13 protein-coding genes and 1 pseudogene are annotated in these 12850 nt (G+C 73.0%); 6 read left to right on the top strand and 8 right to left on the bottom strand.

What is annotated here, in order from left to right; genetic code table 11:
- Window positions 1–29 precede the first annotated feature (29 nt).
- The gene (locus tag ACIRS1_RS21545; RefSeq protein WP_402842187.1) at window positions 30–722 is read right to left on the bottom strand and encodes a TetR/AcrR family transcriptional regulator C-terminal domain-containing protein; all 693 of its coding nucleotides are present in this window, start codon (window positions 720–722) and stop codon (window positions 30–32) included.
- A 53-nt stretch (window positions 723–775) separates the two neighbouring features.
- Between ACIRS1_RS21545 and ACIRS1_RS21540 the strand changes: the two genes are divergently transcribed.
- Both ACIRS1_RS21540 and ACIRS1_RS21535 read left to right on the top strand, forming a co-directional pair.
- Entirely contained in the window at window positions 776–1891 is a 1116-nt protein-coding gene (locus ACIRS1_RS21540) for an FAD-dependent oxidoreductase (protein WP_402842185.1), read from the top strand.
- 173 nt (window positions 1892–2064) lie between these two features.
- Entirely contained in the window at window positions 2065–3270 is a 1206-nt protein-coding gene (locus ACIRS1_RS21535) for a hypothetical protein (protein WP_402842182.1), read from the top strand.
- Between the two features lie 253 nt (window positions 3271–3523).
- Here the strand turns inward: ACIRS1_RS21535 and ACIRS1_RS21530 are convergent, their stop codons facing one another.
- The 3 genes from ACIRS1_RS21530 to ACIRS1_RS21520 all read right to left on the bottom strand — a co-directional run bounded on the left by ACIRS1_RS21530 (window position 3524) and on the right by ACIRS1_RS21520 (window position 7007).
- Window positions 3524–4006, bottom strand: coding sequence for an NUDIX domain-containing protein (locus ACIRS1_RS21530; protein WP_402842179.1), 483 nt, complete (start codon window positions 4004–4006; stop codon window positions 3524–3526).
- Window positions 4003–5373, bottom strand: coding sequence for an NUDIX domain-containing protein (locus ACIRS1_RS21525; protein ID WP_402842176.1), 1371 nt, complete (start codon window positions 5371–5373; stop codon window positions 4003–4005). The genes ACIRS1_RS21530 and ACIRS1_RS21525 overlap by 4 nt, the downstream gene beginning before the upstream one ends.
- Window positions 5374–6107: 734 nt before the next feature.
- Window positions 6108–7007 (bottom strand): NAD(P)H-binding protein, encoded by a 900-nt coding sequence (locus ACIRS1_RS21520; RefSeq protein WP_402842173.1) that lies wholly within the window; start codon window positions 7005–7007, stop codon window positions 6108–6110.
- 69 nt (window positions 7008–7076) lie between these two features.
- Between ACIRS1_RS21520 and ACIRS1_RS21515 the strand changes: the two genes are divergently transcribed.
- The 3 genes from ACIRS1_RS21515 (at window position 7077) to ACIRS1_RS21505 (ending at window position 9343) form a co-directional block, all read left to right on the top strand.
- Entirely contained in the window at window positions 7077–7895 is an 819-nt protein-coding gene (locus ACIRS1_RS21515) for a LysR family transcriptional regulator (protein ID WP_402842171.1), read from the top strand.
- Window positions 7896–8100: 205 nt separating this feature from the next.
- Window positions 8101–8739, top strand: coding sequence for an ATP-dependent Clp protease proteolytic subunit (locus ACIRS1_RS21510; protein WP_360216422.1), 639 nt, complete (start codon window positions 8101–8103; stop codon window positions 8737–8739).
- A 1-nt stretch (window position 8740) separates the two neighbouring features.
- Window positions 8741–9343 carry an ATP-dependent Clp protease proteolytic subunit gene (locus ACIRS1_RS21505; RefSeq protein ID WP_360216425.1) on the top strand — a complete coding sequence of 201 codons (603 nt, stop codon included), beginning with the start codon at window positions 8741–8743 and terminating at the stop codon, window positions 9341–9343.
- Window positions 9344–9478: 135 nt separating this feature from the next.
- On the opposite strand, the gene ACIRS1_RS21500 is transcribed toward ACIRS1_RS21505, so the two are convergent.
- Entirely contained in the window at window positions 9479–9952 is a 474-nt protein-coding gene (locus ACIRS1_RS21500) for a helix-turn-helix transcriptional regulator (RefSeq protein WP_360216428.1), read from the bottom strand.
- Window positions 9953–10162: 210 nt separating this feature from the next.
- On the opposite strand from ACIRS1_RS21500, the pseudogene ACIRS1_RS21495 reads away from it, so the two are divergent.
- Window positions 10163–10546: pseudogene (locus tag ACIRS1_RS21495) on the top strand (1,4-alpha-glucan branching protein); the annotation flags it as partial.
- A gap of 139 nt (window positions 10547–10685) precedes the next feature.
- Here the strand turns inward: ACIRS1_RS21495 and ACIRS1_RS21490 are convergent.
- The 3 genes from ACIRS1_RS21490 to ACIRS1_RS21480 form a co-directional block, all read right to left on the bottom strand.
- A complete protein-coding gene (locus ACIRS1_RS21490) occupies window positions 10686–11423 on the bottom strand; it encodes a VOC family protein (RefSeq protein WP_360216437.1) in 738 nt (245 codons plus the stop codon).
- Window positions 11424–11531: 108 nt separating this feature from the next.
- Window positions 11532–12074: a hypothetical protein gene (locus tag ACIRS1_RS21485; protein WP_402842168.1), complete on the bottom strand. Its 543-nt coding sequence runs from the start codon at window positions 12072–12074 to the stop codon at window positions 11532–11534.
- A gap of 81 nt (window positions 12075–12155) precedes the next feature.
- Window positions 12156–12752 carry an exonuclease domain-containing protein gene (locus ACIRS1_RS21480; protein ID WP_402842165.1) on the bottom strand — a complete coding sequence of 199 codons (597 nt, stop codon included), beginning with the start codon at window positions 12750–12752 and terminating at the stop codon, window positions 12156–12158.
- Window positions 12753–12850: the final 98 nt, after the last annotated feature.

Here is a 12850-nt window from a genome sequence, read left to right as displayed (position 1 = left end):
CCTTCGCTCAGCTGCGGGAGCACCGCGCATCAGGCGGACGGCCCGGCGAGTTTGGCGGCGACGGCGTCGAGGACCCAGTCCAGACCGGTCGCGAAGGACGTCTCGGCGTCCACGTGCGTGCCGTCGTGCACGGCCCTGGTCAGCGCGGGGAAGCGGCCCGTGGCCAGCATCCTCGTCACGTGCGGGCCGGAGGCGCGCTGCCAGTCGCGTTTGGACAGGCCCGTGGCGCGCTCGGCCCGCAGGTTCGCGATCTCGCGTCTGAGCGCACCGGTGACGTAGGCGCCGACGGTCTCCGCCGCGCGCATGACGGTGTCCACGTCGGCGAGGCCGTCGAGGGCGGCGAGCTTGGCCTCGGTCACGGCGAGGCCGTTCGGGCCCAGGGACGGACGGCCGCCGAGCAGGTCGGCCAGCCATTCGTGGCGCAGCGCCGCCCGCCGGGTGCCGTGGGCGATTCCGCGCAGCGCCTCCCGCCAGTCGCCGGGCGGCTCCTCGGGGAGGATCTCGGCCTGGACCTCGTCCACCATGAGGTCGAACAGCTCCTCCTTGGTGGCGATGTATCCGTACAGCCGCATCGGTCCGGCGTCGAGCCGACCGGCGACCTTGCGCAGCGACACCGCCTCCAGCCCGCCCTCGTCGGCGAGCGCGACCGCGGCGGCGACGATCCGCTCGCGGTCGAGCGGCACGGGGCGAGTCGGCGGCTCCGGCCGGTCCCAGACAGTCATGGACTCACCGTACCGTTGCGATACACCGCACCGCACCAATACGATGTATCGCCATGAGCCCTCGCATCGCAGTCGTCGGGAGCGGCCCCGGCGGCCTCGCCTTCGCCCGCGTCCTGCACCGCCACCACCACCCCGTCACCGTCCTCGAACGCGACCCCTCCCCCGACGCCCGCCCCCCGGGCGGCACGCTGGACCTGCACGAAGGCATGGGCCAGCTCGCCCTCGACAAGGCCGGGCTGCTGACGGAGTTCCAGGCGCTGTCCCGACCCGAGGGGCAGGCCATGCGCATCCTGGACACGGACGGAACCGTCCTGCGCGACTGGCGGCCCCGCCCGGACGACCACGCCAATCCCGAGATCGACCGCGGGCAACTCCGCGACGTGCTGCTCGGCCCGCTCGACGTCCAGTGGGAGCGCAGCGTGACGCGCGTGGTGCCGGGAACCGGAGGCGGCGCGGTGGTCCACTGCGCCGACGGGAGGCAGGAGGAGTTCGACCTCGTCGTCGGCGCGGACGGCGCCTGGTCCCGGGTCCGCCCAGCGGTCTCGCCGGTGACGCCGCACTACACGGGCATCACCTCGGTCGAGACCTCCCTGGACGACGTCGACACCCGCCACCCCGACCTCGCCCGGCTGGTCGGCCACGGCTCCGTGGCCGTGTACGGCGTGAACCGCAAGCTCGTCGCCCAGCGCAACAGCGGCGGCCACGTCAAGGTGTACGCCCAGTTCCGCGCACCACTGGACTGGCACGCCCACCTGGACCCGGCCGACACCGAGGCCGTCCGGTCAAGCCTGCTCGCCCTGTTCGACGGCTGGGCGGCCCCCGTCCTCGACCTCCTCCGCCACGGCACCGCCTTCGTCCACCGCCCCCTCCACGTCCTGCCCGTGGACCACACCTGGCCCCACGTCCCCGGCGTGACCCTCCTCGGCGACGCCGCCCACCTGATGCCCCCACTGGGCGCCGGCGCGAACCTCGCCATGCTCGAGGGCGCCGAACTCGCCGAGTCCATCGCCACCGGCCCGGACGACCTCGACGCGACCGTCCGCGCCTTCGAGGACCGCATGTGGCCCCGGGCCCACCGATGGGCGGAGATCACCACCGCCGGCCTGGACCGCCTCCTCAGCCCCGACCCCACCCAGGCCCTCGCCCACTTCACCCAGGTCCAGCCCTGACAGCCCCGCCCACTCCGGCGAGCCCCGACCACGCGCCTGGTCACGCTGCCCGCCCCACTCACACCGGGGCCGGCCACGGCCCGACTCGTGGAAAGCGTCGTTCCGAGCGGGCGATATTCGGAAGCCAGCCGCGGCGGTGACTCGTATCGTGTGCGAGCGAAGATCGTCGGCAGGTGGGGAGAAGTGTGCGGTCCGAGGAGCACGCTGCGTGGGGGCGGGACTTCCCGGTCCGGTACCTCCTGGTGCGGGAGTACTACGACGACGATGACGAGCAGGCGGGGGAGCTCTGGGGGCGCTGCGCGGAGGTCGAGGGACTGTTCATGGACCCGCCGCCGCTGCCGCGTGAGGTTCTGACGCTGCGGGGTTGCCCGCGCGGGAGCGGGCTGGTCCAGGCGGTCACGCGGTCGTCGGATCCGGCCCTGCTGCTAGGTCGCATGGGCCTCGTCATCCAGCCCGCGGATCCCATGAGCGACGGCCCCCGGTTCTGGGCGCTGGAGGACGTGGCCGTGCTGGCCCACCGGCCCGCGCCCGGAGACCCCGATCGGGTCGACATCACCGTCGGAGCCGGTGTCGAGGACGACTGGGGCCCACAGCCCGAACCGGCTCCGCAGATCGACTTGTCGACCGTCCACGGGGAGAGCAGCTGCCTGTCGATCGACGGCCTGTCCGGTCCGCGTCCGCGGCGGCAGTCCCAGCCGCTGCATCTGATCGGCTGCGAACCCGCCGAACCCCTGCTGGCCGGACTCCCCTCGCCGCGGCCGCCGGACGACGAGGTCATCGCGTTGTGGGCGCTGGACCGCAACGGCCGCCGCATGACCCAGTACGACCTCCGCTTCCGCGCCGGTGACGCCCGCCCGTCCGTCCTCGGCGGGACTCTGGTCGACATCACCATCTCCGACCCCAGCGGTGGCGTTCCCTGGCTCGCCGACCGCCCCACCATGGCAGCCCGCCAGGTCTGGGACGTCTGGTACTCCGGGATTCCCACGCAGCGCAACCAGTGGGCCCGGTTCGACACCCCGGGCAGGTCCGAGTGGCTCGACCTCACCAGCATCGGACCGTACGGTATGGGCATCGGCCGCCCGGGCGGGACCTACCATCTCGACGGGCGACACGTCACGGACCGGCCCGGGCTGTTCCTGGCGCTCGGCGAGGCTCTCCTCGGCCCCGGCGCCAACTACGGAACCAACCTTGAGTCCGTCAAGGGCCACCTGTTCGGCGGGCCCTCCGTCGTACCCCCGTTCACCCCCGTCTGGGACCATGCCGAGGTCGCCCGCACGGCTCTTTCCGAGCACATCCTCGACCCTCGGACCGGCCGGTCGTACGTCGACGGGATCGTGGACCTCCTCGGGACGTTCGGCGTCACCGTCGAACTCCGATGAAAGCAGCCTCCCAGCACACCTCGACCCTCGCCGCAGGGCCGGGCGGCTCCCCGGCCACGCCGGTGCGCTGCGGGAGGCCCTTGCCAGGTCAGGCCAAAACGGCTTCCGACGGCACCACGGGCACGGGGCGAGCGCCACCGCCTCGCATACGACCTGGTGGCCCGCGCGGACGGGGATGGTTCGCCCAGAACCTCGTAACGTCCCGCTGTCGCGCACAGCCGCCGGCCGATATCGGCCGGCATTGCGGCGGCGCTCACGCGACCCATCCGACGGTGGACAAGGCATTGCCTCGGGTGATCTCGGCGAGCGCGTGGGCGGTGTAGGCCACGATGTCGTCCGGCAGCGCGTCGAGCGGCCACCAGCGCAGTTCCTCGCACTTGTGCGGCTCGGCGTTGTGCACGTGGCCGTCGTAGCGGTTGGGGCGGAAGAAGAGCTGGAGGCGGCTGCGGTCGTCGTCCGGGTCGAGATGGTGCAGCGTGTGGACGAGGACGAGGTCCTCCACCTCGATGCGGATGCCCAGTTCCTCGGCGGCCTCGCGGCTCATCGAGCCGGTCACGGTCTCGCCGGTCTTCATGTGCCCGGCCGGCAGGTGCCAAAGTCCGGCGGCGTAGCTGGTGTTGCGGCGCAGGCCGAGCAGGACGCCGCCGTGTTCGACGAGGACGAGGTGGACGCCGACGACCAGTGTCAGCGGGTCCTCGCCGGCAGCCGGGGGCAGGGCGCGGTCGTAGGGGTTCACGCGGTCCTCCCGGAGGGGACATCGGCAGCGAGGAGCGGCAGGTAGTGCTGCATGTAGGGCGGGACCTTGAGCAGCGGGACGTCGTCGAGGGGCACCATGCGCACCGCCAGACCCTCGTCGCCGAGCCGCAGGTCGCTTTCGGCTCCGTCCCAGACGGCGTGCAGGACGCGGGTGAGCGGGAGGCCGAGGTCTCGGTGCGGGCTGGGAAGGGGTCTCAGCCCGGAGACGATGATCCCGGCCTCCTCGGCGACCTCGCGCGTCGCCGTCTCCTGGTCCGTCTCCGTACCCTCGCGCCAGCCGCCGATCGGGGTCCAGTAGCCGGGCCACGGCATGCCAGGCCGGTCTTCACGCTGGTGCATCAGCAGCCGGCCGGCGGGGTCGGTGACGAAGACCAGGACGCCCTCGAAGTCGTCGTCGTACGGGGCGGGGCGCTCCAAGTAGAGCGGGACACCGGCACGGTGGGCGCGCAGGACCTGCCGGAGTCGCTGGTAGCGGTGCGGTTCCATGAGCGTGCGCCAGTCGTGGGCGGTCTCGAAGCGCCATTCGGTGTGTTCGGCCGGGTCGAGCCGGATCCGCGCCTGTTGCTCGGGGGTGAGGACACCGCCGTCGAAGACGTAGCCGCAGACCGGCACGGGGTACTCGGTGCCGGCCTGTTCGTGGATGACGGCGACCAGGCGCCGCTGGGCGACGACTTCAGGGTTCTCCTCGGCGAGGACGAGGCCCAGCTCCTCCTCGGCCTCGATCAGCGCGGTGGCGAACGGGCTGCGGCCGTGCTCGACGTTGCCGCCGGGAAAGTTCCACACGTCCGGGTTGATGGTCGAACGCATGCCGAGGACGCGGCCCTGCGGGTCGGTGATCAGGAAGCTGCCGTAGGCCGTGGGCCGGGCGATGGTGGTGATGTAACCGCCGACCGGCCGCCAGCCGGGGATGCCCAGGCGCCGGGCGAGCCACTCCACGACCTCCCGCTGCCCGTCGCCGGTCGTAGGAAGGGCGTCCGTGCTCGACCATTGGTAGTGGTCGTGCTCCTGGGAGAGGGCCACCGGGGTCCCGTCCGGGACGGCGGTGGTGAAGACGAACTGCCGCACACGCCTGCCGCGCTGGTCGGTGGAGTCGAGGTGCCGGGCGTACTCCAGCGGCCACCCGGTGAGCCCCGTCTCCTCGGTGAGTTCGCGGGCCGCGCCGGCCGGGATGCTCTCCCCGGCCTCCCGGGCGCCGCCCGGGTACTCCCAGAGGCCGGAAAGGACGTCGTGCGGGGCTCGGCGGATCATCAGGATCCGGCCCGATGCGTCGCGCACCACGACACCGACGCCGATCCGTTCGATGCCTTCGCGGACGGCCAGGTCTGTGAGTGTTCCGAAGTCGATCACTGGCAGGGCTCCTCGGTGTCACGGGTGGGCACGGCCGGTCGGCGGGGAGGCCGGATCCTGGCACTGAAGGTCTGGGTGTTCACGGCGCTACCTCCGGGCGCAAGGTATTCGGGCATCCGAAACCGCCCGTCAACCCTGTGCAGAGCAAGTGCACTGTCAGGCAGTCGAGTTGGACGGCTTCACCTATGGGGAGGTGGCCGATGATGGTGCTGTTCGAGCGCGCCGTTCAAGTGGATTTCTTTCGGGCGATCCTGGGTTGAACAGGGACATTTCGAGCACGTACGCGGCACGGTCCAGGGCCCCTCCCGTCGATCGCGAAGGGTGTCGGACAGAACGACACAGTCCAGTGCGCAGGCGGCGAGCGCCCGTTCGAGCGTCACCCGCCGATTCGGCGCGAGGCGGCTGCGGACACCCTCGTGGGTGAGGAGGTCACGCAGGGCGCATCTGTCTCCGGATTCACCCGTTCGACTGGTCGCTTGTGCGAGGAAGTTTCGGGCGGCGGGCGTGTCAGCACACCGGCGACGTCGAACACCTTCGGGAACGGCACCTCGCGGTGCTCTGCCGAGGACGCGGACCCGCGCCCAGCCGGGCTCGGCTCCCGGCAGGTCTCCCCCACGGCCCCTTCGGCGGGCTCTCCACCTCTGCCCCCCTGCCTGAGACGGGTTCCGGCCCCGCTCCGGGCGGAGCGGGGCCGGAACCCGTGAGGGGCAAGGGCGTTCGGGGCGGGCGCGCGGTCAGCTGTGCTCCAGGGCGGGCTTGAGGACCTGCTCGCACCACTGGTGGAAGGTGGTGGGGGTGGCCGTGGCCGCCGCCGGGGTGCGCGGGGTGCCGGTGTCGAGGCCTTGTTCGGCCTTGGCGCGGACCATGGCGGCCATGCCGCGGGCGAAGACCGGTGAGGCGCCGAAGCCCAGGAAGCGGGTCTCGACGGATTCCAGGGGCTCCTGACGGTAGGTCACCTGACGGCCCAGGACGGCGGAGACGGTCGCAGCCTGCTCGTCGGGGGAGAGGTCCTCCGGGCCGAGCAGGCGCTCCTCGGCGGAGCCGGTCCAGGCGCGGTCGAGCAGGAGCCGGGCCGCCGCCGCGGCGATGTCACGGGTGGCGACGGTGGGTTGGCGCGACTGCGCCGGCATGGGGCCGGAGAAGACACCGGTGTCGCGGAGCTGGGCGGTCTGGCGCAGCAGGTTGTCCATGAAGGAGGCGTTGGCCAGGGCACGGAAGTTCGGGACGGCGGCGGAGAGTGCGTCGTCCATGGCGAGGGAGGCGGTGACCAGGCCCGCGTCGGCCTGGTGCGAGGTGCCGCGGCCCAGCGCGGAGACGGTCACCACGTGGCCGGTGCCGTGCGCGGCCAGCAGCTCGGCGGCGGTGGCGGCGGCCCCGGCGTAGACCTCGTCCAGGGTGGCGGCGGCCGGGTTGGGCGCGGCGTTCCAGAAGAGGGCGTCCACTCCGTCGAGGGCGCGGTCCAGTACCGCAGGGTCGTAGTGCGAGCCGGTGACCACGTCGATGCGGTCGCGCAGGCCGGCGGGGATGCGGGCGGGGTCGCGGGCGATCACGCGGAGTGCCGTGTCGGCGCTGTCGAGGAGCATCCGGACGAGCTGGCTGCCGATGTCGCCGGTGGGCGTGGTGATGAGGATCATGCTTCGATGCTGCGCGCCGGGTGTCTGCGGGGTCCAATACCCTTCGCAGCTCATTGATACCCTTGAGGTATGGATCTGGACCTGCGCAAGCTGCGCTACTTCGCCGCGGTCGCCGAGCACCGGCACTTCGGCCGCGCCGCGCAGGCGCTGTACATCGCGCAGCCGGTGCTGAGCCGGCAGATCCGGGCGCTGGAGCAGGAACTCGGCTGCGCGCTGCTGCGGCGCACCACCCGCAGCGTCGAGCTCACCCCGGCGGGCGAGCAGCTGCAGGCCGAGTGCAAGGACGTGTTCGGGGCGGTGGACGCCGCGGTGCGCAGGGTGAACGAGGCCGCGCACGGCGGGGAGCGGCTGGTGGTCGCCTTCGCGCCGGGGCTGCTGGTCGCCGAGGCGGTGCGGGCCTTCACCGCCGAGCACCCGGGGGTGGAGGTCGAGCCGCTCGGCGTGCCGTGGTGGGAGCAGGAACGGCCGTTGCGCGACGGCCGCGCCCACGTCGGCTACCTGCGGGAGCCCTTCGACACCACCGGGCTGCGGCTGTTGCCGGTCGGCGAGGAGACCAGGGTCGCCTGCCTCCCGGCCGCCCACCCGCTGGCCCGCCGCGCCGCGATCACCACCGCCGACCTCGCCGGGGAGACCCTGCTCAACGCCGAGCCCCGGCGGCGCACCTCCTCGCTGGACGAGAAGTTCGAGGTCATCGCGCTGGGCGGCGGCGTCGCGCTGGTGCCGGCCAGTGTGGCGGCGATGTACTCCCGGGCGGACCTGGTCTACCTGCCGGTCACCGACGCCCCACCGGTGCGCACCTGCCTGGCCGTCCCGGCCGGCCGCACCGCGCCGCGGGTGCGCGCCTTCCTCGCCACCGCCGCAAGGGTGCTGACGGCTCACACCGGTTGACGTGTCGTCAGCGGACGGGGCCGGGGCCGGGGCCGGGGGCCGTAGAGGAGGGGCGGCCCGGGGCCACCGCTCCACCCGGGGCCACCGCTCCGCCCGGCCCCTCTGCCCGTAGCGAATCTGCGGCGGGCAGAGGAACGGTATCCGGGCCGCTCCCGGGGTCAAGAGTGGAGTGGACAGCTTCCCCGCCCCGACGAGGAGAGACCAGATGAGTCCGCTCACCGCCCGTGCGCCCCGCGCGCAGGAGGGCGACACCCCGCCCAGCCCCTTCGACGACCACCTCGCGGCGCAGCTGCTCGCCCAGCGGATCGTCCTGCTCGGCACCCAGGTCGACGACGTGTCGGCCAACCGGGTGTGCGCGCAGCTGCTGCTGCTCTCCGCGGAGGACCCGCGGACCGACATCAGCCTGTACATCAACAGCCCGGGGGGTTCCGTCACCGCGGGGCTCGCCATCTACGACACCATGCGGCTCATCCCGAACGACGTCTCGACGCTGGCGATGGGTTTCGCCGCCAGCATGGGCCAGTTCCTGCTGACGGTGGGGGCGGCCGGCAAGCGGTTCGCGCTGCCGAACGCGCGGATCATGATGCACCAGCCGTCGGCCGGCATCGGCGGCACCGCGGCGGACATCGAGATCCAGGCGGAGAACCTCCAGTTCACCAAGAAGGCGATCGAGCGGATCACCGCCGAGCACACCGGGCAGAGCGAGGAGACGATCGCCCGGGACGGCGACCGGGACCGCTGGTTCACGGCCGAACAGGCCCGGGAGTACGGGATGGTGGACCGGGTGGTGGAGTCGGTCGCCGACATCCGCCCGGCCTCGTCCCGCCGACGGATGGGGCTGTGACATGGGCTCGTACACGGTTCCCTACGTCATCGAGCGCACCGCGCAGGGCGAGCGGACGTACGACGTCTTCAGCCGGCTGCTGAACGAGCGGATCATCTTCCTCGGCACCGAGATCGACGACGGCGTCGCCAACGTCGTCATCGCGCAGCTCCTGCACCTGGAGTCGGCGAACCCGGAGCGGGAGATCTCGATCTACCTCAACTCGCCCGGTGGATCGTTCACTTCGCTGATGGCGATCTACGACACGATGACCTTCGTGCAATCGCCGATCTCCACGTTCTGCGTCGGGCAGGCGGCGTCCACGGCGGCCGTGCTGCTGGCCGGCGGGGACCCGGGGCGGCGGTTCGTGCTCCAGCACGCGCGGGTGCTGCTCGGCCAGCCCGCCAGCGGCGGCCGGCAGGGGACGGTCTCCGACCTCAGCCTCGCGGCGAAGGAGGTGGTCCGGATCCGCGCGCAGGTGGAGGAGGTGCTGTCCCGTCACACCCGGCACGACCCGGCGACGCTGCGCGCGGACATGGACCGGGAGAAGGTGCTCACCGCCGAGGAGGCCGTCGCCTACGGGCTCGCCGACGAGGTGCTGAGCCGGCGGCTGCCGTTCGCGTAGGTCCGGACCGGCACGGATCCGCACACGGCCGCCGGGCGGTGCGGCGGGGGCGCGGAGGCGTCCCCGCCGTACCGTCCGGCGGCCCGGTCAGGCGGTGCCGATAAGGCCGTGCCGGTCAGGCAGTACCGACGCCGCTCACGCGACGAGGCAGAGCCCGTTGTACGGCGTCGTGGACGACGGACGGCGGTGGACCGCCCGACCCGGCTGCCCCACCCTGCCGACCCGGGGCGCGGCCGCGGCGGGCCGGGCGTACCGGGCCAGGTCCTCCTGGGCGAGCGAGAGCAGGTCACCGAGGCCGAGGCCGAGGGCCCGCGCCGCGGCCGCGAGCACCTCGGAGGAGGCCTCCTTGCGCCCGCGCTCCAGCTCCGAAAGGTACGGCATGGAGATCCGGGCCGCCTCCGCGACGTCCTTCAACGTGCGCTCCTGCGCGAGCCGTTCGCGCCGCAGCACGTCGCCGACCAGGTCCCGCCAGAGCGGCTCCCTCGGCGCGGGCGCATCCTGGGCCCCCGCCGGGCGCTGCGGGGCACGACCCTCCCCACCGGAACCGGGCTGCGCGGCCTGCGGACGCAGGGGGATGACGCGGGCTTCGTTCGACGCATGAGTGCTCACCCCTCCAGCCTATGTGGTGCCGGTCGCACCGCCCCTGTGGATTCGTCACGCTCTCAGCGGATTCTCCCCGGGCGGTCCTGCGCCGGTTCACAACGCTATGACCAGCTTTCCGTGGACGTGCCTCTCGGCCTGCATCACCACGGCCTCGCGGATCCGCTCGACCGGGAAGGTCGCCGCGATCGGAACCGTGAGCTCGCCCGACCGGACGCGCAGGAGCCGGTGGCCTACCTCGTGCCGATGGGCTACCGCGGCGCGGCGCTGGAGGGGGTGCCGGGCGAGGCCCTGATCGGCACCTCCGAGCACGGTGTGCTCGGCACCCGGTGGATCTACGACGGCGTCCACGACCCGGTGGTGACGGTGCAGTTGCGCGCCCTGCTGCGCGGCGAGGCGGTCCCGCAGCACCAGCGCGAGAGCGACACCCCCGACCCGACCGTCACCGTGCACGGAACGGGCCTCGCGGACGGCCGCGACGTCCGCCTCAACCGCGTCCTGCGGCCGACGGAGGCCGCTGACGGAACGCCCGTGAGCCTCGTCGCCGGGTGGACCTGGCCGGACGGAACGCCTGCCCGCGGCGTCCTCGCGACGCTCCGGTAGCCCGATCACCGGACAGGCCGGCGGTCCGGCGATCCTGCATCCCTGCGAGGCTGTTCCGCGGGGCTGTTCCGCGGGGCTGTTTCGCGAGGCGGGCCTGAGCTCCCCTCGCGACACGGCCCCGCGGGCCCGTCGCCCGACGTCAGCGCGGGCTGAGCAGGCAGAACTCGTTGCCCTCCGGGTCGGCCAGGACCGTCCAGGAGATCGCGGACTGATCGATGCCCGGGTCGGTGGCGCCCAGGGCGCGCAGCCGGGCCTCCTCCGCCGCCGGGTCGTCGCCGGGGTAGGGGCGGACGTCGAGGTGGACGCGGTTCCACACGGTCTTGGCGTCGGGGGTGCGGACGAACTCCAGGTAGGGGCCGACGCCCGCCGCGGAGCGCAGCGACGCGAACTCGTCGGTGACCTCGTGCAGCGTCCAGTCCATCGCCGCGTCCCAGAACCGGGCCATCTCCCGCGGGTCGGTGCAGTCGACCACCACCGCGGCGACCAGCCCGACGCCCTGGTACTCCGGCCGGGGTTCCAGGACGCAGAACTCGTTGCCCTCCGGGTCGGCCATGACCGTCCAGGGGACGTCGCCCTGGCCCACGTCGGCGAGCGTCGCGCCGAGGTCCTTCAGCCGCGCGACCAACTCCGCCTGGTGCGCGGGCGAGGTGGTGGCCAGGTCGAGGTGCACCCGGTTCTTCACCGTCTTGGGCTCCGGGCGGGCGACCAGGTCGATGCAGATCGCCGCCGGGTCGGGGTAGGCGAAGCCCACGGGTTCGAGGTTGGTCACGCCGGGCCCCTCGCTGTCGACGCCCCAGCCGAGCGCCTCCGCCCAGAAGCGCCCGAGCGCGGCGTCGTCCAGGGCCTTCATGTTGATCTGCACGAGTCGTGTTGCCATGGCACAGATCCTAGAAGCCGTCACCGGGCCACAGGGACCACGTGGACGGTGCCGTCGACGCGGCGCTCGCCGATGACGTCTTCCCCGTGCCGGCGCCCTGGCCCACCGTCATGTGCGGTCGTCCACGGCGGCTCGCCGGGCGGACCACTCGCGTTCGGCGATGACCAGGCCGCGCTCCAGCGTCTCGACGAGCGCCGTCCGGCTCAACGACACCACCGTCGGCTCGTGCCGGGCCTCGGTGCCCCGGGCGGGACCGCCTCCACCGCGTGCCCGACAGGCGAGGTGCACCCGGTCCCCGTCGGGGAACGCGAGCGCCGTCACCCCGTCGGTGCACTCCCCCCATTCCAGGAAGACGCACCGCGCGAGTGCCTCCTCGGGACCGGATCCGGTCCCGGGACGGGCGTCGTCGTGCATCCAGCGCTCGGCCGCGAGGAAGGACTCGGACGACGAGGTGAACCCCGCCGGCGGCGCGGTCGGCGTGCGGAAGCGGCCGAGCTCGTCCCCGAGCTTCTTGACCAGCAGCGGCGGGTAGAACGCGTTGTCCCAGGTGTTCACATGGAGCCCGCCGACGAAGACGTCCACGCACAACAGCCCCGGGTCCCGTTCGACGTGGAACTCCAGTCCGAACCCGCTCCGCGACCCGACCATCATGGCGGCCTCCCCGCTCCTGCCCCTGCCCCTGCCCCGACGCTCGTCACGAACCGGCCCCACTGATCCACTGTCGACACCGGCCTACCGTCGTGAGCCGACCGCGCCCGGGGCCGGCCAGGCGCCGCGGGCCGCCAGGTCGAGGACGAGTGCGGCGATGTTCCAGGCGTCGTCCTCGCCGCTGTGGTGGCGGCCTTCGAGGGGAAGCCCGGCGATCTGCAGGGCCTGGGCCATGCCGGGCTTCCTGCGCAGGCCGTGGGCCGCGGTGAAGACGGCCTTGGCGTTGGTGTGGGTGCGCTCCGTCGGATAGCCGAACGGGTAGGCCACCCCGTCGGCCTGACTCTGCCGGGCGAACTGCCGGCGGTCGTACTCTCCCCAGCTCGCCCAGGGGCGCTCGCCGGCGCCGTGCTCCTCGGCGAGGATCCGGCACGCCTGCGCGAAGCCGACACCCCGTTCGACATCGGCCTGTGTCAGTCCGGTGAGTTCGGTGCAGAAGTCGCTGACCGCCGACCGGACGGGGCGGACCAGGATCCGGTGCCGGGACACCCGGCGCCGCGCCGGGACGTCCACGACGGTCAGGCCGATCTCGATGATCTCGTGCACGGAACCGGGCGGCGGTTGCCCGTCCCAGCAGGTGGCTTCGACGTCGATGACGTTCAGCAGGGCGGATTCGCGGGGCATGGGCCCGAGGGTAGGCACTCGCCCCCGGTTCCGGCACCTCGTTTTCCGCGCGTCCACGCCGCCGCCCTGCGCGTCCACACTGCCGCCCCGTCGCGTCC

The organism is Kitasatospora sp. NPDC101176 (assembly GCF_044768035.1).
Lineage (GTDB): Bacteria > Actinomycetota > Actinomycetes > Streptomycetales > Streptomycetaceae > Kitasatospora.
The sequence above is the reverse complement of the archived record's forward strand: the minus strand, read 5'-3'. Positions and strand labels throughout refer to the sequence as shown.

Excerpts from the sequence above, each read along its gene's own strand:
- ACIRS1_RS21545 (WP_402842187.1), bottom strand. The coding sequence starts at position 722 with ATGACTGTCTGGGACCGGCCGGAGCCGCCGACTCGCCCCGTGCCGCTC.
- ACIRS1_RS21540 (WP_402842185.1), top strand. The coding sequence starts at position 776 with ATGAGCCCTCGCATCGCAGTCGTCGGGAGCGGCCCCGGCGGCCTCGCC.
- ACIRS1_RS21520 (WP_402842173.1), bottom strand. The coding sequence starts at position 7,007 with ATGATCCTCATCACCACGCCCACCGGCGACATCGGCAGCCAGCTCGTC.
- ACIRS1_RS21515 (WP_402842171.1), top strand. The coding sequence starts at position 7,077 with ATGGATCTGGACCTGCGCAAGCTGCGCTACTTCGCCGCGGTCGCCGAG.
- ACIRS1_RS21510 (WP_360216422.1), top strand. The coding sequence starts at position 8,101 with ATGAGTCCGCTCACCGCCCGTGCGCCCCGCGCGCAGGAGGGCGACACC.
- ACIRS1_RS21505 (WP_360216425.1), top strand. The coding sequence starts at position 8,741 with ATGGGCTCGTACACGGTTCCCTACGTCATCGAGCGCACCGCGCAGGGC.
- ACIRS1_RS21490 (WP_360216437.1), bottom strand. The coding sequence starts at position 11,423 with ATGGCAACACGACTCGTGCAGATCAACATGAAGGCCCTGGACGACGCC.
- ACIRS1_RS21485 (WP_402842168.1), bottom strand. The coding sequence starts at position 12,074 with ATGATGGTCGGGTCGCGGAGCGGGTTCGGACTGGAGTTCCACGTCGAA.
- ACIRS1_RS21480 (WP_402842165.1), bottom strand. The coding sequence starts at position 12,752 with ATGCCCCGCGAATCCGCCCTGCTGAACGTCATCGACGTCGAAGCCACC.